Below are 22,733 nucleotides of genomic sequence, written 5' to 3'. Positions count from 1 at the left end.
TCTACAAGTACCGTGGGGCTAGACAGTCATCAAGTTCGATTGTTGGACAATTCGATCCCTCCACCCCGTACCCGCTTTACCACGGGCTATCAAGTGACCATGCGGTCATGCCCGGCGCCATGTGGTAATTAGCAGTCGTTAACTTTTCCGTGAGCGTTTCAACAAACAACGCTCAACTTTCTAAAGTTATTGCGCGTGTGCCGATAACCCTCGGTGACCGTGCTGGGAAGTTCCAAGTACTGCGATTCTCGCTGTGCCTTTGCCTGCGAATGGGTGTTGTATGCCGTACCTGTCTGCTGTTGATCGTCGCCAATTAATGCTGTCTGTCGCACTGGCTTGCCTGTGCGCCGGAAACCTGCATGCCGAGACATTTACGCCCGGCCAGGAAGTGTTGCGCCAACAGCAACAGCAACAACAGGACCTGCAGCAACTGCAACTGGAGCAACGACGCCGCCAACTGCAGCGCGGTGCGTTCACCGGGCCCGATACTTCCGCGCAGGTCCCCCAGGCCGCGGCCCCGGATACGCACTGCTGGCCGCTGGCCGGAGTGCGGGTGGGCGGCGTCACCCTGATCGACCGTGCCACCCTCGATGCGCGCATCGACCCGCTGGTGGCGGCGTGCATGGGCGTGGGGCAGATCAACCAGCTGCTGGCGAGTATCACCGCGCTGTACCTGGAAAAGGGCTATATCGCCAGCCGGCCCTACCTGAGCAGCGCCCCGGCAGCCGGGCAGTCGCTGGACATCCTGGTGGACGAAGGCTACCTGGAGGCCATCGAACTGGCCGACCAGCGCCTGCCGGTGTCGCTGGCCGGGGCCTTCCCCGGCATGCTCGGCGAGCCGCTGAACCTGCGTGACCTGGAGCAGGGCCTGGACCAGCTCAACCGCCTGCGCTCGGTCGACCTGACCGCCGACATCGCCCCCGGCAGCCAGCCGGGCGCCTCGCGGATCATCCTGCGCCCGCGCAGCGCCGGCCAGCCACGGGTGGCCGTGGGCCTGGGCCTGGACAACCTCGGCAGCGCCAGCACCGGGCGCGACCGTCGCGTGCTCAGCCTGGGCCTGGACAACCCGCTGGCACTCAACGACCTGCTCAGCCTGTCGGCCAGCGATACCCTCAACCAGGGCGACCGTTACAGCCGCAACGCCAGCCTGTACTACGCGATCCCCTATGGCTACTGGACCTTCAGCCTGTTCGCCAGCCATGCCGAGTACCGCTCGCCGGTCAAGCTCAGCACGCTGACCCTGCATAGCCGCGGCATCACCGACCAGCTCAGCCTGCGCGGCGAGCGTGTGCTGTGGCGCGACCAGCGCCATCAACTGAGCGCCAGCCTGCAACTGGCGCACAAGGATGTCGACAGCGAGTTCGCCAAGGTGCGCCTGGACGTGCAGAGCCCGACGCTGACCGTGGCCGAGGCCGGGCTCAACCTGTTCTGGCTCGACCACGCGGTGTGGAACCTGGACCTCAACTATGCCCAGGGGCTGCATTGGTTCGGTGCCGACGACGATGCTGATCGCCCGGTGCCCGACCTGCCCATGGCGCAGTTTCGCAAGTACCGCGCCGGCCTTGGCCAGTGGCGCAACGGCCAGCTGCTGGGCCAGGCCTGGCAGTGGCAGAGCCAGCTCAACCTGCAGTACAGCCCCGACCCGCTGCCGGCCATCGAGCAGTTGCTCGGCACCGACGATTCGGCCGTGCGCGGCTACCGCATCAGCAGCCTGTCCGGCGCCAGTGGGGCGGTGTGGCGCAACACCCTGCGCCTGCCGCTGCGGGCAGAGGGACCGCTGACCATCACCCCGCGCCTGGGGCTGGACCATGGCTGGATCAAGGCCGACCACGGCGCCGCCAGCCAGCGCCTGAGCGGCGCGAGCCTGGGCGTGAACCTGGGCTGGAAGGCGCTGCAGCTGGACCTCGACTACCAGCGCAGCCTCAACACGCCCCGCGGTTACCAGCGCGAGCCTGAAGTCTGGCTGTTCAGGGCCGCCGTGCAGATCTGAGCGCACCGATTTAGCAGTACCTACATGGAGAGTGACCTATGCCCAAGACCCCCTTTACCTTCAATTTGTCCCCGCAAGGCAAGCTGCGCTGGGCGATCGCCAGCCTGCTGCTGGCCACCAGCCTGCCCCAGGCGCTGGCCGGCGGCGTGGTGGTCGCCCCCGGGCCCGGGGGCACGGCGCAACTGCAGACCCAGGGCGGCGTGCCCATCGTCAATATCGTTGCCCCCAACGGCGCGGGCCTGTCGCATAACCAGTTCCTTGACTACAACGTCGACCGCCAGGGTCTGGTACTGAACAACGCCCTGCAGGCCGGGCACTCGCAGCTGGCCGGCGAGCTGGCGGCCAACCCGCAGTTCCAGGGCCAAGCGGCGAGCGTGATCCTCAATGAAGTGGTCAGCCGCAACGCCTCCGCCATCAATGGCGCCCAGGAGATCTTCGGCCGTGCCGCCGACTACGTGCTGGCCAACCCCAACGGCATCTCGGTCAACGGCGCCAGCTTCATCAACGCGCCCAACGCCAGCCTGGTGGTGGGCCGCCCCGAGCTGGAAGCGGGCCGGCTCAAGGCCCTGGGCACCCAGGACGCCAGCGGCCAGTTGCAGGTGCAGGGCGCCGGCCTGCGCAACGACGGCGGTTCGGTCAACCTGATCGCCCCGCGCATCGACAGCCAGGGCCGCCTGGATGCCCGGGACCAGCTCAACCTCACCGTGGGCCGCAACCAGGTGGATTACGCCAGCGGCCAGGTCAAGGTGCTCGACGGCGGCGCGGCCAGCGGCGAGCAGCGTATCGACGCCAGCCTGTTCGGCGCGATGCAGGCCGGGCGCATCAATATCGTCAGCACCGCGCAGGGTGCCGGGGTGCGGGTCGGGCCAGGGCAGATCGAAGGCCGCGACGGCGTGCGCATCGACTCGGCGGGTAACCTGAATATCAGCGGCGCCGCCGTGGCCGACTCGCTGCAAGCGACCCGTGCGGGCGTGCGCAGCAGCCAGGGCGATGTGCAACTGCATGGTGCCCAGGACCTGACCCTGGCCGCCGCCGACGTGGCCGGGCGCGACGTCAAGCTCGACGCCGGGCGCAACCTCACCCTGAGCACCGTGCAAAGCCGCAAGCTCCAGGAAAAACGCGAGAACTGGCGCAGCGGCGCACTGGGCATCGATTGGGAAACCTACCAGCGCACCCAGACCGACAGCGATACCCGCGAGCATGGGGTGCAGGTCGTGGCCCAGCGTGATGCTCGTGCGAACGCCGGCCAGGATGTCACCGTCAATGCTGCCAGCATGGAGGCGCCCGGCCAACTGAGCCTGAACAGCGGTGGCGACCTGCGCCTGACCGCTGCCACCGAACGCCAGGTCAACAGCGACCAGGGCAAGCACACCAAGGGCTTCTGGAAGGCCGACTGGGACAATCGCAGCGAAACCCAGCGCAGCGTCACCAGCCAGCTCAAGGGCGGCGATATCGAACTGCGGGCCAAGGCTTCGGTGCTGGCCGAAGGTGCCCAGCTGACCAGCGGCCAGGACATCCGCATCGCCGGCAAGCAGGTGCAGATCAGCAACGCCTCGCGCACCGACCAGCGCGACAGCCAGAACCAGCAGAGCAAGTTCTTCGGCGTCAGCCACAACGAAGCCAAGCAGAACAGCCGGGAAAGCACCGCCGTGCGCAGCGAGCTGGTGGCCGGTGGCAGCGTTGGCCTGAACAGCGCCGAAGGCATCGAGGTGGTCGGCTCCACGGTCAAGGCCAGCGGCGCGTTGAGCGCTGACGCGGCGGGCGACCTGAAGGTCGCCTCGGCCCAGGACACCCGCGAGCACGGCAGCGCCAGCAGCAGCCGTGGTTTCGTGGCCTCGGCCAAGGAGACCGCGCCGGGCTCGGGGCAGTATCGCGCCGGCGTCGGCTATGCGAGCGATCGCCAGAGCGCCACTGGCAGCCAGGTCAGCCAGCAGGGTTCCAGCCTCAGTGGCAGCGAGGTTCAGCTGACCGCCGGCGCTGACCTGACCGTCAAGGGCGCAGCGGTGAAGTCCACGGCAGGCGACACCACCCTGGCCGGCAAGCAGGTGTCGTTGCTGGCCGAGCAGGACAGCCGCAGCGAGTCCCGCGACAGCAGCCACACCGGGGGTGGCGTCTACCTCACCGCCGGCCTCGACCGTGCCGGCGCCGGGGTCGACTTCGCCCATGGCACCCAGCAGGACACCGCGAGCAGCAGCACTGCCAAGACCACCGGCATCGACAGCGCCGGCAGCTTGACCATCAAGGCCGACACCCTGGCCAGCGAAGGCGCCCAGGTCAACAGCGCCGGCACCCTGAGCGTCAGCGCCAACCAGGTGGACAACCGCGCGGCTCGCGACACCACCAGCAGCAGCCACCAGCAGAGCAACTGGACGGCGGATGTCGGCGTCAATGTCGAATACAAGGACATCGCCCGGCCGATCGCCGGGGTGGTCAAGGATGTGGTGGACGGCAAGGTGTCGGTGAAAGACGCGCTCGACGGCAAGCTGCCGCTGGGCGATGTCAAGGACGTGCTTGCCGGCAAGACCTCGCTGACCGACGCCCTGGGCAAGCTCGGCACGCCGAACCTGGGCGTCGACCTGGCCGTGGGCCATGCCAGCCAGCAGCAGGGTGAGCAGACCGGCACCGCGGTGGTCAGCCAGTTCAACGGCCAGGGCGTCCAGCTGGATGTGGCTGGTGCGCTGAAGGACCAGGGCACCCAGTACAACGCCAACGGCGGCGCGCTGAACATCAAGGCCGGCGCGTTGCAGGCCGAGGCCGCCAGCAACACCCACAGCCGCAGCGAGCAGCAGGTGAATGCCGATGTATCCGCCCGGGTCTACACCAAGACCGGCGAGGACCTGAATGTGACCGCCAGTGGTTCGGGGGGAAGCAAGAGCTTGGCCGAAGACCGTCCCACTGCCGTGGTCGGCACCTTCAGTGGCAATCAGGGCCTTAACATCCAGGTCGGCGGCGATGCCCGCTTCGAAGGCAGCCGCCTCGACGGTGGCCAGGGCGCGGTGGCCGTCAACACTGGCGGCAAGCTGGCCCTGGAGCAGGCCAGCAACCATGAGCGTCGCGACACCAGCAGCCTCGGTGGCAGCGCTTCGCTGACCGTGGGCACCTTGCCGGTGGGTGACAAGGTCGACCTGGGCGCCGGGTTGCAACTCGACCATGCCGGCGAACACAGTGCCGACAGCAAGGCCCAGGTGGCGAGCATCAGCGGCAGCGGCCCGGTGCGGTTGGGCAGCGGTGGCGACCAGACCTTGCAAGGTACGCGCATCGACGCGGCGGGCCCGGTCGAACTCAAGGCCGGTGGCGCTCTTGACCTGCAGGCCGCCAGCGACACCCGGACCGTCAGCGGCAGCCACCTGGGCGGCGGCCTCAATCTCGGCGGCAAGGCAGCCACCGGTGAGCAGGGCCGCGACCTGAGCGGCAAGCTGGGCGGCAACTTCAATGTGGGCCAGACCAACGAACGCTCGCAGACCCTGAGCGGCGGCCAGCTGAACAGCCGCGCCAATGTGGACCTGGCCGGCCAGTCGGTGCATCTGCAGGGCACGCAGGTCGCAGCTAGGGGCGTCAACGTCGGCGCAGGCGAGGGTGGCCTGGCGCTGGAGTCGGCGCAGTCCACCCAGAGCCGCAACAACTGGGGCGTCGAGCTGAAGGCCGGCGGCAACCTGAGCCGCAATACCCCGGCCGACGCCGGCCAGCAGGCCACTGCGTCCCATGACTTCGACCTCGGCGGCAAGGTGCATGTGGATCATCTGCAGGGCACCACCCAGCAGAACAGCCGGATTGCCGCCGACACGGTGGCGTTGAACAGCACGGGCGCGGCGCAACTGAGCGGCGCCCGTGTCGAAGGCCAGCACATCGGCGGCAAGCTCGCCGGCGGGCTCAGCATCCAGGAGCGTCAGGACACCACCACCTCGGTGCGTCTCGACCTGGGCGCCGGCCTTGTCGGCAAACCGGGCGAGGCCAAGGACGGCGAAGCCAAGCCCGCCTTCGGCTACACGCCGTCGTTCAACGCGCAGGGCGAGTTCGTGCGCAAGGCCGGGGTCCAGGAAACGTCGGGGATCGCGGCGCAGCGCGAGCTGGGGCTGCAGGTCAAGGGCGTGGAGCAGGGCGGGAACACGGTCGGGGCCGAGGTGAAACCACTCGGTTACCAGGTCAAGGCCACCCTCGACCTGCCCAAGCTGCCTGAAACCGGCCTGCCCAGCGTGTCGCTGGATGACGGCAAGCTGAAGGTCGGGCCGGTGACGGTCGAGGGGCAGCTTGATGATCTGACCAACAAAGGCTGACGGGGCCGCTCTGCGGCCCATCGCGGGGCAAGCCCGCGCCTACAGGCGATTGCTATCCCTGTAGGCGCGGGCTTGCCCCGCGAACGTTCAGACCGCCGAAAACACCGACCCGGTGATCCGTTCGCTCAACAGCTCCAGAACCCGCAACCCCACCAACGAGTTGCCCGAGGCGTTCAGCGCCGGCGACCACACGCAGATGCTGTAGCGCCCCGGCACCACCGCGACGATGCCGCCGCCCACGCCGCTCTTGCCCGGCAGCCCGACGCGGTAGGCGAAATTGCCGGCCTCGTCATACAGTCCGCTGGTGGCCATGATCGCATTCACTTGCTGCGCCTGGCGCGGGCTGAGCACTTGTTCGCCGCTGTGCGGGCAGTAGCCGCTGTTGGCCAGGAAGGCGAAGCCACGGGCGACGTCGGCGCAGCTCATCGACAGCGCGCAGTGGTGGAAGTAGCTGCGCAGCACCGCGTCGACATCATTGTGGAAGTTGCCGAAGGCCTGCATCAGGTAGGCCATGGCCGCATTGCGTGCGCGGTGCTGGTACTCCGACTCGGCCACCACCGTGTCGCTGACGATACGCGGATTGGCCGCCAGGCGGCGGACGAAGTCGCGCATCGACAGGGTGGGGGTGGCATAGCGCGATTGGTTGATGTCGCAGATCACCAGCGCCCCGGCATTGATGAACGGGTTGCGCGGCCGGCCCTTTTCCACCTCCAGCTGCACCAGCGAGTTGAACGCCTGCCCCGAAGGCTCGTAGCCCAGCCGCGACCAGATGTCTTCGCCACTGTGGTTGATCGCTTGCACCAGGCTGAACACCTTGGAGATGCTCTGGATCGAGAACGGCGTGCGCGCATCCCCGGCGCAGTGCAACTGGCCGTCCAGGCTCTGCACGGCGATGCCCAGCTGGTTGGGGTCGACCTGGGCGAGGGCGGGAATGTACTGCGCCACCTGGCCCTGGACGAGCAGGGGGCGGACGTGGTCGAGGATCTCTTGCAGGAGTGCTTGCATCGGAAAACCTGGTGCGGAGGAAAGACGCGGTCGAAAACGTTCAGGTAGACGATGGTCGCTGGCTGCGGAGCACATCTGCCGGCGTTGATTCCTGTGATGATGCGTGACCTGCAGGCGCAGGCTTGCCCCGCGCCTGCAGTGACCGCGTTTTACGCGTTGGAGGTTGCCTCGAACGCGGCGTGGTATTGCACGTCGCCTTGCGGTACGTCCCCAGTGAAGGCCAGGGCCTGGAAGTACTCGGCAGGCACGCCCGGCAAGGTCAGGCCCGGCTGGGCCTTGAAGCCGAAGCGGGCATAGTGGCGCGGGTCGCCCAGCACCACGCAGCCCTGGCCGGCCAACCCATGCAACCGGGCCAGCGCGGCATTGATCAGCGCCGAGCCGATGCCTTGCCCCTGGCGTGCCGGCGACACCGAAACCGGCCCGAGACCGAACCAGCCGCTGGCGCCCGACGACAGGGTGACCGGGGAAATCGCCACATGGCCGACGACGGTGCCGGCTTCCACGGCCACCAGCGAGACAGTGAGCTGCCCCGCCCGACGCAGCGCCGTGACGATGAACTGTTCGGTGTGGCTGCTGTGCTCGGCGTTGGCGAAGGCGGCTTCGGTCAGTTGGCCGATGGCGTCGATGTCTTCAGGGCGTTCGTCGCGCAGGGCGATGCCATTGTCCAGGTGCCTGCGCGTGTCGGCGTCGATCAGGCCGCGCAGGGCCTCGAACAGCGGTGTGGCGGCGGTGTAGCGTTTGCCGTAGTCGAGGTTGAAGGCATAGTCGAAGCCCGGCGGATTGCGGCCCTGGTTGTGCTGCAACAGGGTCTCCAGCTTGTCCAGGGCTTTGACCGCCTGGGCCTCTGCGGACGTCGCGGCTTCGTAGTCTTCCCACAGCCCCATGATCTCCTCGCGCAGGGCTGCATCCAGGCTCGACATCAGTTGCAGCAGGTCGTCGCGTTCCTGTTGGCTCTTGTCGGGAAAGCCCTGCTTGCTGACGGCGGGCACGTCGCCACTGATGGCCTCGCCGAGGTCGTGGACCAGGCACATTTTCAGGACCTTGAGCAGGTCGAGGTCGCCCAGTTCGTCGGCGAAGGTGATGGCCATCAGGCACAGCCGCCAGGTGTGCTCGGCGGTGCTTTCGGCACGGCCGGTGGAGGTATGGGCGCTGCGCAGCACACTCTTGAGTTGTTCGGCCTGGCGCAGGAAGTCCAGGCGGTTCTGCAGTTTTTCGATGTTCATGGCGACTCCATGTCCTGGGGCGGGTTCAGCGTGTCGGCATGATAACCCCAGACGACTGCCGGCCTTCATGGTTCTGACGTTTGCATGCCTGGGATACTCAGTTCCACGCCTGCTGCCGTGATCGCGCTCCACGCTGACGTGGGTGTGCAGGACGATGACGCAGCGACAACCCACGCTCTGCGCGGCGGCGGCCAGGGCGCGGCCATTGTTGCCGTCGGTGGCGCTGACACACGCTCCCATGAACCTTGGCCCCTTCGACCGCGCACTGCTCGAGGCCATGAAGCGCACCTTCATGGCCTGCCCGCAGGTTCAGCAGTGCTATTACGTGGCGGGGGCATGCGACTTCGTGCTGATCCTGCTGGTGCGGGACATGGCGCAGTACACCCAGTTGACGCGGGAGCTGTTCTTCCAGAGCAACAATGTGAAGCACTTCAAGACGCTGGTGGCGATGAGCAATGTGAAGACCGGGTTGCAGGTGCCGGCGACCTGAGCTCAGGCCACGCCGATCTCATCCATGAAGTCGTCCAGGAACGACGCCAGCCGTTCATGCCGGAGCGTCGCCAGGCGAGCCCCCTCGGTGGTCTGGAACCCCGAGGCGAGCTTTAGCAGCTTGGTGTGGAAATGCTCGATGGCGTACCGGTTGTCCTGGTGGTCCCGCCCTTCGGCAGTGGGATTCTCGAAGTCGTACAGTGACGAGCCCATGCGCCCTGCGACATAGAAACAACGGGCGACGCCCACCGCGCCGAGGGCATCGAGGCGGTCGCTGTCCTGGAGGATCCTCGCCTCCAGGCTCAGCGGCGCGATGCCCGCCGAGTAACTGTGGGCCTGCACCGCATGGGCCGCTTGCTCGACGCGTGTCGATGGCCAGCCCTTGTCGGTGAGGATCGCGGCGGCCCGCTTGGCCGAGAGCGTCGAGGCCTGGCTACGCAGAGGCGAGTTCTTCTCCACCGCCACGCAGTCGTGCAGCACGGTGGCGGCCAGCAGCACTTCAAGGTCGCCACCTTCCTTGGCCTGGATGCGCCGGACGTTGCTCCACACCCGCTGCACATGGGCGAGGTCGTGGGAGCCGTCGGTACAGGCGCCGGGCAGGCAGGGCAGCAGTTCGTCCGCCAGGGGCTGCAGGGGAAAGAACGGCGCGTTGGCCATCGAGCGTGCTCCATCGATCAGGGTAAGGGCTGAACATCGGTTCGGCGCGGCAACGGTACACCAATCGTCGCTGGCTCGGGCAGGCGTGCGGTCAGCGGCAACACAGGCAACCGCTGATCAGCGGTTGATCGGGGTCGTTTTCCACGAAGGTGACCATGACTTCCATGCCCGTGTGCGGTGGCGTGCTCGCACAGCTCCAACTGGAGGACGCGCTCAGCCAGCAACTGCTCTTGTCGTCGAACCAGTCTTCGCGGTCCCAGGGGAACTTGACCTGTATCTTTGCCAGGCGCCGGTCACGCTGGGACATCTCGTCTTCCACCGCGATGACGACAGCGGTCTGGTTGCCGGGTAGCTCAGGTTTGCGGTGAGTCAGAGGCAGGCGGTAGGGCGCTTCCCAGGGAATAGCCATGAAGTGGTTGCGGTATCCCCGAGCAATGTCATCCACGTGGTCAGTGGCGCCGCGCTCACTGGCTATCCGTGGTTGCCTGCCCTGGTGAATGACCCGCGTCAGGAGCCACGGGGCATTCAACGCCTGGCGCGGATGCCCGCAAACGTCCAGTACATGGCCACTGGCCAAATGGGTCTGGTCACTGTGCCCTTCGGCTTGATGATCTGCCAGGCCACGAATATCGAGCGGATTGTCGCCGTCCTGGTTGCAGGCGGCAGGTTGCCCCAACCTGGGGAACACCGCCTGGTCATCACCGAACACCAGCACATGGCCCTGGGCACTGTGCTGGAAATGGAAGTGGATGCCTTCTTCCTCGCACAGGCGCTGAATGAAGTGCAAATCCGTTTCGTGGTACTGGGTGCAGTAGTCGCGCTCGGGGTAGGTCGAGCCTAGATGAAACCGATAAGCGTCGCCGACGATTCCGTGCTCTTCCAGGATCAAGGCAACGATATTCGGTACCGAGAACTGTTCATAGATTCTCTGGTTGATGCGATGGCGCAAGTAGGAGAGGTGCGGTACCAGGGTCATGCTGTAGTGCTTCGAGCACTGTGCATTACCGCTTTGAGCGATGTGGTAGACCCGGCCATGGATGCCGTTGCCATTGTTGTCGAAGGACAGGAAAGCCTCACGGTCGAAAAGGCACTCGAGATCCATGTCAGCCCGCTCGCCGACAAGCTCCACATTGAAGTAGTACGGCCTGCCGAGCGCTTCCTCCCCATTGAATGCGAGCACGTGGAAAGCGTGATCGATACCGTCGATCGTCAAACTGAATCGAGTTTGTTGGGCTGGGCTGAACATCCACTGTTCTCTTTTCAAGGTCGGACTCAATTGAGCAACAGGCATTGGCGCGCAGCGCGTTGCACGCCAATGGACACAATCAAGGGCTGGCAGGGGGCAGCAGCCACCCCATCACCTCAGATCACACGCCGCTCTTCACTTTGGTCCAGACCCGGGTGCGGATCCGCTCCAGTTTCAACGGCAGTGGTTCGAGTGGGACAAGCGTGGAAATCGTCGTGGCGTCCGGGTAGATCCAGGGATTGTCGCGCAGCTTCTGCTCGACAAACGCGGTGGCGTCTTTGTTGGCGTTGGGGTACAGCGTGTGGTTCGAGGTCTTGGCGATGACTTCTGGCCGCAGCATGTAGTTGATGAACGCCATGCCTTCCTTGGGGTGAGGGGCGTCTTTGAGCAGTACCAGGTTCTCCGACCAGACCAGCGCGCCCTCGCGCGGCAGGCTGTAGGAAATCCGGCGCCCGGTGTTGGTCTTTTCGTTCAGGGCCTGTGCCGCAAGGGCGCCATTGGCCCAACCGACAACCGCGCAGATATTGCCGTCAGCCAGGTCGGTGTCGATTCGCGAGGAATCGAAGTAGAGGACGTAGGGGCGTATTTTCAACAGCAGCGCCTGGGCCTTCTGGTAGTCGTCCGGGTTCTTGCTGTTGCTGGGCAGCCCCAGGTAATGCAAGGCAATCGAGATGATCTCGCTGGGGGAATCCAGCATCGCCACCCCGCAGGATTGCAGCTTGCTGATGTTCTCTTCCTTGAAGATCAGGTCCCAGCTGTCCACCGGCGCCTGTTCACCCAATGCCGCTTTGACTTTGTCGACGTCATAGCCGATGCCGGTGGTGCCCCACAGGTAGGGCACCGCGTAACGATTGCCGGGGTCATTGACCGCGACCTGGGCCAGCAGCGCCGGGTCGATATGTGCCAGGTTGCTCAGTTGCTCACGGTCCAAGGGCTGCAGCACGCCCGCCTGGATCAGGCTGGGCAATACGTTGGAGGTGGCCACGACCACGTCATACCCCGTGCGCCCGGCCATTACCTTGCTCTGCATGATGTCGGCGCTGTCGAATGCATCCATGCGCATCCGCGTGCCGGTTGCCTGCTCGAAGGCCTTGGGGGTCTCTGGCGCGAGCAGCCCGAACCAGTTGTACAGGTGCATGCCGGGCTGGGCCGCGGCCACCGAGGTGCTGATTGCCGCACCGAGCAGCGAGGCCGCAAAAAGGGTTCGCAAACGTGACGTTCTCATGCAACATCCTTATCGAAACGATGTATCTTCTGGCCCGTCCTGAGCCCGGACAGCGACTATACCGGGCAGGCCCGGATAGTAAATACCTCCGATTACGTAGCGCTGACCTGCTGATTCCTAACCCAAAAGGGGTAGAAAATGCCGTTCGACCTTCATGGCCTGGCGTGGCACCGTTCGATCGGCAAGCTGATCATGCAGCTGGACCGCCCCGCGTTCTGGAGTTCGTTGGTGCGGGTATTGAATGAGTACGTGCAGATCGACAACTGGGTGGTGTTGATCTTCAGCCAGCAGCAGGTGGACGTGGTGGCTCTTCCTGAGGTGGCGGATGCGCAGGAGGTCGATGCGTTCATTCATCGCTATGTGAAGGGGCTTTACCTGCTGGACCCGTTTTATATCGCCAATCGGGAAAACCCGCAGAGTGGCTTCTTTCATCTGCTGGACATAGCGCCGGAATACTTCGTCGAAACTGAATACTATCAGCAGTATTTCGCTCATTATATTTCGGCGGATGAAGTCCAATACAATGTCCAGCTCGACCCCGATAGAACATTGTGCATGTCCATCGGGAGCAAGGTACGTTTCAGCCAGGAGCAAATTACCCTGCTCGATATCATCAAGCCCTGGGTAACTGCGCTCATGCACCAGCGCATGGCCTTTGAAGTCGACGCGAACGAACACCTCGCCGAGCCACTGTCATGGCCTGAAACGGTTGCGCAGCTGGCCACGCAGATCACCTCGCGCGAAAGCGATGTGCTCAGGTTGTTGCTCAGTGGCTATTCCAACAAGGAAGTGGCCGGCAAGCTGGCGCTCTCGGTGGAGACCATCAAGGTTCATCGGCGTAACCTCTATGCCAAGTTGAATGTCCGTTCACAATCGGAATTGTTCGCTCGGTTCCTCATGCCCAAACAGGACGTTCTTTCTGCACGGTGACCTCAGTTACTGGGGCAGATGTTGATCGCTAGTGTGGTGTTTCACAAATAACGACCATAACTCGCGGCGCTTTTTGCGCTCATGCGGCGTTGTCGCTCCTCGCCGTAGCTGGGCTACGACTCGTCGCGACGCCTTGCCTGAGCGCAAAAAACGCTCGCGATTTATTGGTCGTATTTGTAAAACACCACACTAGGGCAAGATCGGGGCAGGGCAGAGCCCGGCATGGCGCCGGGCTCTTGAAGGTATTACTGAGGCAACAGCTTGTGGGCGCGTTCGCTGGCGTTACTGAAGACCTCGATCAGTCTTTTCGCCAGTGCGTCTTCGATTGCCGCGGCAGTGAGCAGGCCCTGGGTAAAGCCGATGCCCTGGTCCTTGGCAACCGCCAGTTGCTGGCTGTTCTCCGCTTCGGCCAGGTCGCCCAGGTAGTGGGCTGCGCGGAAGGCGTAGCGCTCGGGGAGGGTCAGCTGTTCAAGCTCCTTCAACGAGAGGGCGAACTGGCTGGCGGCGGCGGGTTTCAGGCTGAGGTGCTCGAACTGGAGCAGGCTCAGGCGATCGGTAGTCAAGGCGAATCTCCGTTTCTTTGCGGGAATACCCGGTTACTGTCCTGCCTTTTGCCGGTCAGCGCAAGGGTAGCCAGGGCGGTGGCGCGAAAAACAGTTGGCCAGGCTCGCTCGCAGCACAAGCGCGTGCCATGCGCCGCGTAGGCAGGCCTGGCCGCTTCCTCTGCTTGGCGTGCATGCTAAAACGTTCTAGCCTTCGCGTTTTGCTCATTGCCGTAAGGAATACCCGCATGACTCCCACCCTCAGCCGCCGTCGCGTGCTCCAGGGCGCGCTCGGCTGCTCGGCCCTGCTGGCCCTGCCAACCTGGGCGGATGACCCGCTGCGCAAGCCATTGCAGCAACTGGAGGCCACCACCGGCAGCACGATCGGCCTGTGGGCCCTGGACACCGGCAGCGGCCAGCAACTGGCCTGGCGCGCCGAGGAGCGCTTCGCGTTCTGCAGCACCTTCAAGGCCGTCCTCGCCGGCGCCATCCTGCACCGCAGCCAGGCCGAGCCGGGCTTGCTGGAGCGGCGCATCGCCTACGGCGCCGAACAGCTGGTGGTGTATTCCCCGGTCACAGAAAAGCACGTGGGCGCCGGCATGACCGTCGCCGGGCTCTGCGCCGCCGCGGTGCAGTACAGCGACAACACCGCCGGCAACCTGTTGCTCGAGCTGGTCGGTGGCCCGCCGGGGCTTACGGCGTTTGCCCGCAGCCTGGGTGACCCGACGTTCCGCCTCGACCGCAACGAACCGACGCTCAATACCGCCTTGCCAGGCGATCCGCGTGACACCACCACGCCCCTGGCCATGGGCGTGACCTTGCAGCGTCTGTTGCTGGGCGACGGATTGGCCGCTGCCGAGCGACAACAGCTGCAGGCCTGGCTCAAGGGCAACACCACGGGCGATGCCCGCATCCGCGCCGGCGTGCCGAAGGATTGGGTGGTGGGCGACAAGACCGGGTCGGGTGACTATGGCGTGGCCAACGATGTCGCGGTGATCTGGCCCAAAGGCCGGGCGCCGTGGATCCTGGTGGTGTTCAGCCGGGGCGCCAAGGCGGATGCACCCTGGAACAGCGAGACGATCGCGGCAGCCACGCGGGTGGTGGTGGACGCCTGGCAGGGCTGAGCAATCGCTCGGACCATTATCCGAACGCGTGGGAGCGGGCTTGCCCCGCGATGAGGTCGGCTCACCCCACGCGTACGCGCCGCCGTTTCTTGAGGTACATCTGGCCATCGGCATGGCTGAGCAAGGTGTCGGCATCCTCGCCATCGCTGGGGTAGCAGGCCACGCCAATGCTGCAGGAGGGCATCCTGACCTCACCGAATTCGGCGCCGAGCGGTTGCTCCATGACCCTGGCGATCTGCTCGACCATCTCGTACACGTCATCCTCCGAGGGCACGTCAGTCAGCAGCACGATGAACTCGTCGCCGCCGATCCGCGCCACGGTGTCCGCCGCCTGCACGCTGTCCTGCAGCCGACGGGCGATGGTGCACAGCACGCGGTCGCCAGCAGCATGGCCATGCACATCGTTGATACCCTTGAAATCATTGACGTCGAGAAACAGCAAGGCGAGCCGCCGCTGCTGCTGGCGAGCCATGCGCAGGGCCGTGGCGAGGCGGTCGTTGAACAGCGAGCGGTTGGTCAGCTTGGTCAGCGGATCGTGATGGGCCAGGAAGCGCAGTTCCTGCTCGGCCTGGGTGAGGGCGGTGATGTTGCGGGCCACGCCGATCCGCGCGCCGACTTCGTCGGACCAGGAGGCCGCCCAGAGAATGTGCACGATCTCGCCATCCTTGCGCACATAGCGGTTGCGAAAGTCACAGTGGGCGTTGCCGTTCATCACCCGCACGATCGAGGCGCGGGTGGCCTCCAGGTCGTCCGGGTGCATGTAGCGGGTGATCGGGGTGCCGGTCAGCTCGTCGGCGCGGTAGCCGAGCAAGGCCGCGCAGGCATCGCTCACGAACACGATGGTGTCGTCTTGGTCGACCACGAACACGGTGTCCAGCATCAGGTGGATCAGCCTGGGGTACAGCGCTTGCAGGTCGACGGGCATAGGGCGGGGGTATCCGATACGGGTAGCCCGGTCATGGTCCGATCACGCAGGGCGGCCGCGCGATGTCCTGCAAGCCGCCTTGGGCCGCTTGCCGCGCCCGTGCAGCATACACAGGGTCGGGGGCGGGGCACTACCGGTATGACGCTCATGTGTTGCGACCCGGCGCGTGGAGCAGCGCAGGTTTGCACGTGCCGCCTCAGCTTCAGCACTGCAGCCTTTGCTTCGTTCAGGTACGATCAGCCTGGCTGGCCATCAGTGCGTTGAGTTCTGCATAGCTGTGGGCCTTCAACCCACTGGTGTCGAGCTGTCCGTTTTCCAGGAAGCGCTGGGTGAGGCCGCTCATGGCACCGTAGAGAAACTCGGCGATGCTCGAACCGGCGCTCAGGCGGCGAACGCCAAGCCGTTGCAGTTCGGCAGGGCCGGGCAAGCCTGCGCGCCAGAGCAGGTTGACCGGCAGCGTCACCTCCCGGCACAGCGTGGCGATCTCGCCGGGCTCGACCACGCCGGCGGCGAACAGCCCGTTCGCGCCACCGGCGGCATACTGCGTGGCGCGACGCAGGAGCTCTTCGAGGCGTTGCTCGGCGGGCAGCAGGTTCTTCAGGTAGACATCGCTGCGCACGTTGATGAACAGGTCGACCCCGCGCTGGCTGGCGGCGTTTCTGGCGGCGTCGATCTTGCGCAGGAGCTGCTCGGGGGGCTGTGTGCCGTCCTCGATGTTGATGCCCACCGCGCCGGCGGCGATGACGGTGTCGACGACCTTGGCGACCTGTTCGGGATCGTCCGAGTAGCCGCCTTCGATATCCACGGTCAGCGGCACGTTGAGTACCCTTGCCATCGACTCGACGGTGCCGGCCAGCAGCGCCAGGGGCAGCTTGTCGCCATCCTGGTAACCATGGGACCAGGCCACGGCGGCGCTGCTGGTGGCAACTGCCTTGCTGCCCTGGCGCTCGACCAGGCGTGCACCGCCGGCGTCCGCCACATTGGCCAGCAGCAACAGCCCTTGCTGGTGAAGGTCATGAAAAACGCGATCCATTGCTGCCATGAGTGCATGACTCCGTTGAATATCCTGAAGAGGGTTTGCTGCGCGCCCTAGATTGCCATTCAACCGGTCGGGCCTGCACGACTTTTCAAGATGTTCCAGCGAAGCGCTGCGGTGGCCTCCAGCCCCCAGTGAAACTTCAGCGCGGGGCTGAATACACGGAGTGCTGATCAGCGGCGATAGTAGCGGCGATCGTCGTCATAGCGGTGGTGCAGGGCGCGATCATGGTGACGGTCCCAGTAGCGTTGCCGCTCCATTGCCCGGCGGTGCTGCTCCCGGCGCCATTGTTCGCGACGCCACTGCTCCCGGCGCCAGTCGTCGCGGTGGTCATGCCAGCGCTCGTCGTGGCGATAGCGGTCGTCATGGGCCAGCAGCGGTGCCGATGGCGCGCTTGCCAGGCTTGGCCAGGGGTTTGCGGCTGCGGGATGGTTCGCCGCGTCGAGGACCTGGGCGGCAGGTGCAACAGTCTTCATCGGTGCGGCGGATGCCGAGCCTGCGGCCGCGAGTGCGAACAGGCCAACGAGCAGCATGCATGGGGCAGGGATTTTCATCAGTGAAGACGACCTCTGTGGGCAATTGAGCATGTGGCCAGCGGATGCCAGGACAGCCGCGTGGCGCACTCACCCAATAGACCGGCAAAACGGAAAAAGTTCTGCCGGGCCCATGCCGGAATCATCAACGACTTCAGTGCGTTGCGGCTGGCGCGAGCCGGGCCACCTGACCGCCCTTGATCACTTCACCTGGCCGTTGTACACCACGGTCGCGGCGCCGTCCTTCTTGATGGTCAGCTTGTTGCCCTCGGCCATGCTTTCGACCATTTCCGAACAACCGTCCACCTCGGTCTTGCCGTCCACGTACTCGCCGCTGGTGTCGAAGCTGAAGACATAGGTGGACGCTGGGCAGGCATTGCCGCCTTCGCCCGTGGACACCACCAGCACATAGCGGCTCGGGCCGAAGGCATAGGCCTTCTCTATGGCGACGTAGCCGGTGCCTTCGGCGTCGGCGACGATGGACTCCATGACGTTCATCACCCCTGCCCGGGACTGGTAGTTGAGCGCGGTGCCCAGCTCCATGCTCTGGACGGTGAACGGACCGGCGCCTTCGTCGCTGATCGGCAGCGGCTCATAGGCGATGCTCGGCGCCAGCGGCGCGGTGACGGCGGGCTTGGCCAGTAGCGCGGCCTGAGGCTGCGGGTTGACGCACTGGCCACTGTCACAGATACGCTCACCCTTGCAGTCGATGTCCTTGGCGCACTGGCCGGACACTGCGGTGGTCTGGTCGGCCTTGTCGCAGCCGGCGATGGCCAAGGTGAGGAGGGTGAGGGCAAGCAGTCGCTTCATCAGCGAAGTCCTTTTCAGGGATGAGGGCCGCGTAGTATCGCCAATCCGAGGGCGGATGTCGTGGGGGTGTAGCTCAACCTAGTTGTTCACCAACAGCTCTGGCCCCAGGTACCGGTTGATCTGGTCGATGTCGTCGTCCCCCAGGCTGCCCACCGCCGAGGCCAGGCGCAGGCGCGACATCAGGTAGCGAAGCTTGGCCTCGAACAGGTCATGGCGTGCCACGAACAGCAACTCCTCGGCGTTGAGCACATCGGCATTGGTGCTGGTGCCGCCGGCACTGAAACCCTTGCGTGCCGACAGCAGCGAGCGTTCGTTTGAGGCCACGGCCTTTTCCAGCGCGTGCACGCGCAGGGCGCCGCTCTGTACGCCGCGGAACTCGCGGGTGGTGCCGGTGATGACCTCCTGGCGCGTGGCGTCCAGTTCGTCCAAGGCCTTGGCGCTGTTGGCACTGGCCTGGCGGCTCAGTGCGCTGACACCGCCACCGCTGTACAGCGGGATGTTCAATTCCAGGCCGATCGAGCTGTAGTGGTTACGCTGGTTGAGCTCGGAAATCGACTGGCTCTTGCCGGCGGTGTAGCCGGTAACGAAGTCCAGGGTCGGCCAGTGGCCGGCCTTGGCGTGCTTGACCTCTTCCTCAGCCAGCGCGTAGCTGTGCTGGCGCGCATGGATCAAGGGGCTGTCGGCCTGGGCCCGGGTCAGCCAGTCGCGCAGGTTGTCCGGCAGCAGCGGCGGGGTGGCGAAGTCCGCTTGCAGGGTGGTCAGCGATGCGGGCGTTTCGCCGATGTATTCGGCCAGTTTGCGGCTGGCATTGGCCAGGTTGTCCTGGGCCTCGATCAGTTCGGCTTCGGCGAGGTCGCGCCGGGCCAGGGACTCGTCGATGTCGGTGATGGTGCCGGCACCCAGCTGCATGCGTCGCCTGGCCGAGCTGAGCTGCTCCTCGAAGGCTCCGAGCTTGGCCCGGGCCAGGGTTATTGTCTCGCTGGCCAGGAGCACGTCGAAGTAGCTGTCGGCCAGGCGCACGGCGGCGTCCTGGCTCTTGGCATCGAACACAGCGACGCTGTAGTCGGCGCGCTGCTGGCCCTGGCGGTACTCGGCCATCTTCTGCTTGTTGAACAGCGGCTGGCGCAGGCGCAAGTTGGCGCCGGTGGAGTCGTAGTCGAGGTCATTGTCGATGCCGTGCTGGCGCTGGCTACCGTCGATGCGGTTGGCGTAGGCCGAGGCGTTGACCTGCGGCAGCAGGCCGGCCTGGCCGATGGCGCGGTTTTCCAGGCCGGCCTGCTGTTCATGCACCGCGGCGCGGTAGATCGGCCCCTGGTACTGCAACAGGTCCCAGGCTTGCCTCAGGTCCATGGCGCCGGCCGGCAACGCCAGCGCCAGCAGGCACAGGCCAAGGCAGTGGCGGTTCATCTCATTGCTCCTTGAACGCGGCGTCGACGCGTTCGAGCAGGGGTTTGAGCAGGTAGCTCAGCAGGTTGCGCTCGCCAGTCTTGATGGTGACGGTGGCGGGCATGCCGGGGCGGATATGGTTGCTGCCGAGCAAGGCCATGCCATCGGCCGTGACCTCCACCTGGGCCAGGTAGAACGGCTGCTTGCTCTCTTCGTCGAGCAGGCGGTCGGCGGAGACGGTCAGCACGCGCCCGGGAATGTTCGGCGTGCTGGCGTGGTTGAAGGCGGGGAAGGCGATGTCCACGGCCAGCCCCGGGGTCATCTTGTCGATGGCCTGCACCGGGATCATCGCATCGACCTGCAGCGGTTCGTCGAGCGGGACCACCTCCATGATCCGCGCGCCGGGCTGCACCACCCCGCCAACGGTGGCGATGCCCAGGGCCTGGACCATGCCGTCGATGGGCGCGCGGATGACCGTGTGAGTCACCTCGTCGTCCAGGGCGCGCAAGCGGTCGGCCAGGGTGGTGCTCTCCTTGGCGGTGTCGGTCAGCTGCGACTGCACTTCCTTGAGGTAGTCGTGGCGACGTTGCAGGACGCGCAGCTTGAGCTCGGTGACCTGGCTGCGCACCCGGGCGATGTTGTTGAGGTTCTCCGCCTGGCCGGCGGAGAGGTCGGCATTGCTGCGCTCGAGCTCCAGCAAGCGGTTGCGCGGCACGTAGCCTTCGGCCGCGAGCATGCGTGTGCCTTGCAGCTCCTGGCCGAGGAAGCCGATCTGCGAGGCGCGGGCGCCGTGCACCTGCTGCAGGCCCTTGAGCTGCACCGCCGAAGCGGCGAGGTTTTCCTCGAGGATGCTGATCTCCCCGGCGAGCCCCGCGCGGCGCGTATCGAGCAGGCGCTGTTGCAGGTCCATGGCCGCCAGCAGGCGCGGGTCACCTGCGTATTGCCTGAGCAGTTCGGGGGCGAAGATGACCGTGTCGCGCCCATCTCTCTCGGCTTCCAGGCGGTTCTCCACGGTCTTGCTGACGATGTACTGGGCGCTGACCGCGCCATGTTCGGCCACGGCATGCAGGGCATCCAGGCGCACCAGCGGCTGGCCTTTGCCGACCCGCTCGCCTTCGTGCACGAGAATCGCTTCCACGGTGCCGCCGCTCAGGTGCTGCACGGCCTTGCGGTTGCTGGTGACCTTGACCGTGCCGGTGGCGACCACGCCGGCGTCCAGCGGCGCCAGCCAGGCCCACAGGAGAAAGCCGCCGAAGCCGGCGAGCACCAGCCACAGGCCCCAGCGCACGGGTTTGCCAACGTCCAGGTCGAGCAGCTCGGTGTTGGCGGCAAGCAGTTCGGTATGCGCGGTGGTGGACATGATCGGTCACTCCCTTGCCTTGACGGCGGCCAGTGGGGTCGCGGTGCCAGCGGGGATGACGCTGGCCGTGCGCAGGGCGGCGAACACTTCGTCGCGGCTGCCGAACATCTGCACGCCGCCATCGCGCAGCATCAGTACCTTGTCGACGGCGCAGAGCACGTTGGGGCGGTGTGAGATCAGTACCACGGTCGCGCCGCGGCCCTTGAGCTCGGCCAGGGCGTCGACCAGGGCTTTTTCGCCGACGTCGTCAAGGTTGGCGTTCGGTTCATCCAGCACGATCAGGTTGGGTTCGCCGTACAAGGCGCGGGCCAGGGCGATGCGCTGCTTCTGGCCACCGGACAGCGGGCTGCCGTCGCTGTCCAGGCGGGTGTCGTAGCCCTGCGCGAAGCGCAGGATCATGTCGTGCACGCCGGCGCTTCTGGCGGCGCGGATGACCGCGTCGCTGTCCACCTCGCCAAAGCGGGCGATGTTGTCGGCGATGCTGCCTTCGAACAGCTCCACGTCCTGGGGCAGGTAGCCGAGCCAGGGGCCCAGTTCGCGCTTGTTCCAGGTGAAGATGTCGGCGCCGTCCAGGCGCACCTTGCCGGCCTGGGCCGGCCATACCCCGACCAGCAGCCGGGCCAGGGTCGACTTGCCTGAGGCCGAGGGGCCGATGACGCCGAGGCTTTCGCCCGGCAACAGGCTCAGGCTGACCCCGCGCAGGATGGTGTTGCTGGTGCCGGGCGCCCCGGCGTAGACGTTTTCCACGGCGAGCATGCCCACGGGCCGTTGCAGTGACATGCTCGGCGGGCGCTGCGGGTAGTCTTGCAGCAGGCCGTTGAGGCGGCTCCAGGCCAGACGGCAGCCGAGCAGCGGTTTCCACGCGGCGATCACCTGTTCCACCGGCCCCAGCGCACGGCCGGTGAGGATCGAGCAGGCGATCATCATGCCGGGGGTGATCTTGCCTTCGATGGCCAGCAGGGCGCCGGTGCCGAGGATCAACGACTGCAAGGTGATACGCACGAAGCGCCCGATGCTGCCGATGACAGCGGCGCGGTCGGAGGCCAGGGTCTGCATCTGCAGGATGCGCAGGTGGCTCTGGAACCAGCGCTGGCTGATCGACGGCAGCATGCCCATGGCCTCGATCACTTCGGCATTGCGCAGGTTGTTGTTGGCGTAGTGGGCGCAGGCGAGGGCGGCGTGGTTGGCTTCGGACAGCGGCTGCTTGGTGGCTTTCTCGGTGAGCCAGGCCAGGGCCGCGAGGATCAGCGATCCAACCAGCGTGACCAGCCCCAGCAACGGGTGGATCAGGTAGGCGACCAGCAGGTAGATCGGCGTCCAGGGGGCGTCGAAGAAGGCGAACAGGCCATTGCCGGTGAGGAACTGGCGCACCTGTGCCAGGTCCTGCAGAGCCTGGCCGGGGCTGCCACCGGCACGGCTGAGGTTGCGCTCGAAGGCGGCGCTGAACAGGCGCCGGTTCAGCGCCATGTCCAGGCGGTTGCCAACCCGCACCAGTACCCGGCTGCGCAGCAACTCCAGAGCGCTCATCAGCAGGAACAGGCCCGTCACCAGCACCGTCAGCATGCCCAGGGTGGTGAGGTTGCGGCTGACCAGCGCGCGGTCGTACACCTGCAGCATGTACACCGCAGGTGTCAACATCATGACGTTTATCACCCCACTGAACACCGCCAGGGCATAGAAACTGCGTCGCAAATGAAACAGTGCCTCGGCCAGCTCGGAGCGGGTACCTGGATGCCTGGTCATCGGGGGGAGCCTCCCTCTGCGCAAAAGCCGCCCGCCGTTGCGGCGGTCGGGCTAGAAACCTCGTGGTTGCTGGTTTGCAGAAAGGTTGGTCGCTCTTTTGGCGCGTTTTCCGAATACAGTGCAAGCAGCCCACAAGCAGCAGAGTAGGTGCATCAGAAACATCTTGTAATATCTTTTTGCTCTATGGATTCCTTCAAGTTCCTATTAAAAACAGTGGGTTGATAACCATTATCGG

At 65.6% G+C, this 22,733-nt stretch carries 17 protein-coding genes and 2 pseudogenes; 5 read left to right on the top strand and 14 right to left on the bottom strand.

From position 1 onward, the window contains the following. The first annotated feature begins 280 nt into the window (after positions 1 to 280). Positions 281 to 1,990 (top strand): ShlB/FhaC/HecB family hemolysin secretion/activation protein, encoded by a 1,710-nt coding sequence (locus AC3WL2_RS00370; protein WP_102684426.1) that lies wholly within the window; start codon positions 281 to 283, stop codon positions 1,988 to 1,990. Positions 1,991 to 2,028: 38 nt separating this feature from the next. Continuing rightward, positions 2,029 to 6,264 carry a hemagglutinin repeat-containing protein gene (locus AC3WL2_RS00365; protein ID WP_102684425.1) on the top strand — a complete coding sequence of 1,412 codons (4,236 nt, stop codon included), beginning with the start codon at positions 2,029 to 2,031 and terminating at the stop codon, positions 6,262 to 6,264. A gap of 87 nt (positions 6,265 to 6,351) precedes the next feature. Here AC3WL2_RS00365 and glsB read toward each other — a convergent pair whose 3' ends face one another. The 3 genes and pseudogenes from glsB to AC3WL2_RS00350 form a co-directional block, all read right to left on the bottom strand. Further along, the gene (gene glsB / locus AC3WL2_RS00360; protein WP_102683362.1) at positions 6,352 to 7,269 is read right to left on the bottom strand and encodes a glutaminase B; all 918 of its coding nucleotides are present in this window, start codon (positions 7,267 to 7,269) and stop codon (positions 6,352 to 6,354) included. 149 nt (positions 7,270 to 7,418) lie between these two features. Beyond that, the gene (locus AC3WL2_RS00355; RefSeq protein WP_256582508.1) at positions 7,419 to 7,925 is read right to left on the bottom strand and encodes a GNAT family N-acetyltransferase; all 507 of its coding nucleotides are present in this window, start codon (positions 7,923 to 7,925) and stop codon (positions 7,419 to 7,421) included. Positions 7,926 to 7,934: 9 nt separating this feature from the next. Then, a pseudogene (locus tag AC3WL2_RS00350) lies at positions 7,935 to 8,492 on the bottom strand (HD domain-containing protein); the annotation flags it as partial. A gap of 268 nt (positions 8,493 to 8,760) precedes the next feature. Between AC3WL2_RS00350 and AC3WL2_RS00345 the strand changes: the two are divergent. After that, positions 8,761 to 8,982, top strand: a pseudogene (locus AC3WL2_RS00345) (Lrp/AsnC ligand binding domain-containing protein); the annotation flags it as partial. A gap of 2 nt (positions 8,983 to 8,984) precedes the next feature. On the opposite strand, the gene AC3WL2_RS00340 reads toward AC3WL2_RS00345, so the two are convergent. The 3 genes from AC3WL2_RS00340 to AC3WL2_RS00330 all read right to left on the bottom strand — a co-directional run bounded on the left by AC3WL2_RS00340 (position 8,985) and on the right by AC3WL2_RS00330 (position 12,109). Beyond that, positions 8,985 to 9,638, bottom strand: a complete 654-nt coding sequence (locus tag AC3WL2_RS00340) for an HD domain-containing protein (protein WP_102683359.1) — start codon at positions 9,636 to 9,638, stop codon at positions 8,985 to 8,987. A 91-nt stretch (positions 9,639 to 9,729) separates the two neighbouring features. After that, positions 9,730 to 10,884, bottom strand: a complete 1,155-nt coding sequence (gene tssI, locus AC3WL2_RS00335; protein ID WP_102683358.1) for a type VI secretion system tip protein TssI/VgrG — start codon at positions 10,882 to 10,884, stop codon at positions 9,730 to 9,732. A gap of 121 nt (positions 10,885 to 11,005) precedes the next feature. Continuing rightward, a complete protein-coding gene (locus AC3WL2_RS00330; RefSeq protein WP_102683357.1) occupies positions 11,006 to 12,109 on the bottom strand; it encodes a polyamine ABC transporter substrate-binding protein in 1,104 nt (367 codons plus the stop codon). A 138-nt stretch (positions 12,110 to 12,247) separates the two neighbouring features. On the opposite strand from AC3WL2_RS00330, the gene AC3WL2_RS00325 reads away from it, so the two are divergent. Then, positions 12,248 to 13,039, top strand: a complete 792-nt coding sequence (locus AC3WL2_RS00325; protein WP_102683356.1) for a response regulator transcription factor — start codon at positions 12,248 to 12,250, stop codon at positions 13,037 to 13,039. 245 nt (positions 13,040 to 13,284) lie between these two features. On the opposite strand, the gene AC3WL2_RS00320 is transcribed toward AC3WL2_RS00325, so the two are convergent. Next, positions 13,285 to 13,602 carry a hypothetical protein gene (locus AC3WL2_RS00320; protein ID WP_102683355.1) on the bottom strand — a complete coding sequence of 106 codons (318 nt, stop codon included), beginning with the start codon at positions 13,600 to 13,602 and terminating at the stop codon, positions 13,285 to 13,287. A gap of 227 nt (positions 13,603 to 13,829) precedes the next feature. Between AC3WL2_RS00320 and bla the strand changes: the two genes are divergently transcribed. Continuing rightward, entirely contained in the window at positions 13,830 to 14,705 is an 876-nt protein-coding gene (gene bla / locus AC3WL2_RS00315) for a class A beta-lactamase (RefSeq protein ID WP_102683354.1), read from the top strand. A gap of 61 nt (positions 14,706 to 14,766) precedes the next feature. On the opposite strand, the gene AC3WL2_RS00310 is transcribed toward bla, so the two are convergent. The 7 genes from AC3WL2_RS00310 to AC3WL2_RS00280 form a co-directional block, all read right to left on the bottom strand. Further along, the gene (locus tag AC3WL2_RS00310; protein ID WP_102683353.1) at positions 14,767 to 15,630 is read right to left on the bottom strand and encodes a sensor domain-containing diguanylate cyclase; all 864 of its coding nucleotides are present in this window, start codon (positions 15,628 to 15,630) and stop codon (positions 14,767 to 14,769) included. Between the two features lie 226 nt (positions 15,631 to 15,856). Next, the gene (locus AC3WL2_RS00305; RefSeq protein ID WP_102683352.1) at positions 15,857 to 16,672 is read right to left on the bottom strand and encodes an isocitrate lyase/PEP mutase family protein; all 816 of its coding nucleotides are present in this window, start codon (positions 16,670 to 16,672) and stop codon (positions 15,857 to 15,859) included. Between the two features lie 167 nt (positions 16,673 to 16,839). Beyond that, positions 16,840 to 17,220 carry a hypothetical protein gene (locus tag AC3WL2_RS00300; protein WP_102683351.1) on the bottom strand — a complete coding sequence of 127 codons (381 nt, stop codon included), beginning with the start codon at positions 17,218 to 17,220 and terminating at the stop codon, positions 16,840 to 16,842. Between the two features lie 180 nt (positions 17,221 to 17,400). Beyond that, complete coding sequence (locus tag AC3WL2_RS00295) at positions 17,401 to 18,009, bottom strand: hypothetical protein (protein ID WP_102683350.1); 609 nt, start codon at positions 18,007 to 18,009, stop codon at positions 17,401 to 17,403. A 78-nt stretch (positions 18,010 to 18,087) separates the two neighbouring features. Continuing rightward, positions 18,088 to 19,416, bottom strand: a complete 1,329-nt coding sequence (locus AC3WL2_RS00290; RefSeq protein ID WP_102683349.1) for a TolC family outer membrane protein — start codon at positions 19,414 to 19,416, stop codon at positions 18,088 to 18,090. A gap of 1 nt (position 19,417) precedes the next feature. After that, positions 19,418 to 20,755 carry an HlyD family type I secretion periplasmic adaptor subunit gene (locus AC3WL2_RS00285; RefSeq protein WP_102683348.1) on the bottom strand — a complete coding sequence of 446 codons (1,338 nt, stop codon included), beginning with the start codon at positions 20,753 to 20,755 and terminating at the stop codon, positions 19,418 to 19,420. Between the two features lie 6 nt (positions 20,756 to 20,761). Beyond that, positions 20,762 to 22,498: a type I secretion system permease/ATPase gene (locus tag AC3WL2_RS00280; RefSeq protein ID WP_102683347.1), complete on the bottom strand. Its 1,737-nt coding sequence runs from the start codon at positions 22,496 to 22,498 to the stop codon at positions 20,762 to 20,764. Between the last annotated feature and the right edge of the window lie 235 nt (positions 22,499 to 22,733).

The sequence above is a fragment of the Pseudomonas sp. FW305-96 genome, from assembly GCF_058783825.1.
Note: the sequence above shows the minus strand (reverse complement) of the source record. Positions and strands in the feature narration are given on the sequence as shown.

Coding starts and splice junctions, on each gene's coding strand:
- AC3WL2_RS00370 (WP_102684426.1), top strand. CDS start 281: ATGCCGTACCTGTCTGCTGTTGATCGTCGCCAATTAATGCTGTCTGTC.
- AC3WL2_RS00365 (WP_102684425.1), top strand. CDS start 2,029: ATGCCCAAGACCCCCTTTACCTTCAATTTGTCCCCGCAAGGCAAGCTG.
- glsB (WP_102683362.1), bottom strand. CDS start 7,269: ATGCAAGCACTCCTGCAAGAGATCCTCGACCACGTCCGCCCCCTGCTC.
- AC3WL2_RS00340 (WP_102683359.1), bottom strand. CDS start 9,638: ATGGCCAACGCGCCGTTCTTTCCCCTGCAGCCCCTGGCGGACGAACTG.
- tssI (WP_102683358.1), bottom strand. CDS start 10,884: ATGTTCAGCCCAGCCCAACAAACTCGATTCAGTTTGACGATCGACGGT.
- AC3WL2_RS00330 (WP_102683357.1), bottom strand. CDS start 12,109: ATGAGAACGTCACGTTTGCGAACCCTTTTTGCGGCCTCGCTGCTCGGT.
- AC3WL2_RS00325 (WP_102683356.1), top strand. CDS start 12,248: ATGCCGTTCGACCTTCATGGCCTGGCGTGGCACCGTTCGATCGGCAAG.
- bla (WP_102683354.1), top strand. CDS start 13,830: ATGACTCCCACCCTCAGCCGCCGTCGCGTGCTCCAGGGCGCGCTCGGC.
- AC3WL2_RS00310 (WP_102683353.1), bottom strand. CDS start 15,630: ATGCCCGTCGACCTGCAAGCGCTGTACCCCAGGCTGATCCACCTGATG.
- AC3WL2_RS00305 (WP_102683352.1), bottom strand. CDS start 16,672: ATGGCAGCAATGGATCGCGTTTTTCATGACCTTCACCAGCAAGGGCTG.
- AC3WL2_RS00300 (WP_102683351.1), bottom strand. CDS start 17,220: ATGAAAATCCCTGCCCCATGCATGCTGCTCGTTGGCCTGTTCGCACTC.
- AC3WL2_RS00295 (WP_102683350.1), bottom strand. CDS start 18,009: ATGAAGCGACTGCTTGCCCTCACCCTCCTCACCTTGGCCATCGCCGGC.
- AC3WL2_RS00290 (WP_102683349.1), bottom strand. CDS start 19,416: ATGAACCGCCACTGCCTTGGCCTGTGCCTGCTGGCGCTGGCGTTGCCG.
- AC3WL2_RS00285 (WP_102683348.1), bottom strand. CDS start 20,755: ATGTCCACCACCGCGCATACCGAACTGCTTGCCGCCAACACCGAGCTG.
- AC3WL2_RS00280 (WP_102683347.1), bottom strand. CDS start 22,498: ATGACCAGGCATCCAGGTACCCGCTCCGAGCTGGCCGAGGCACTGTTT.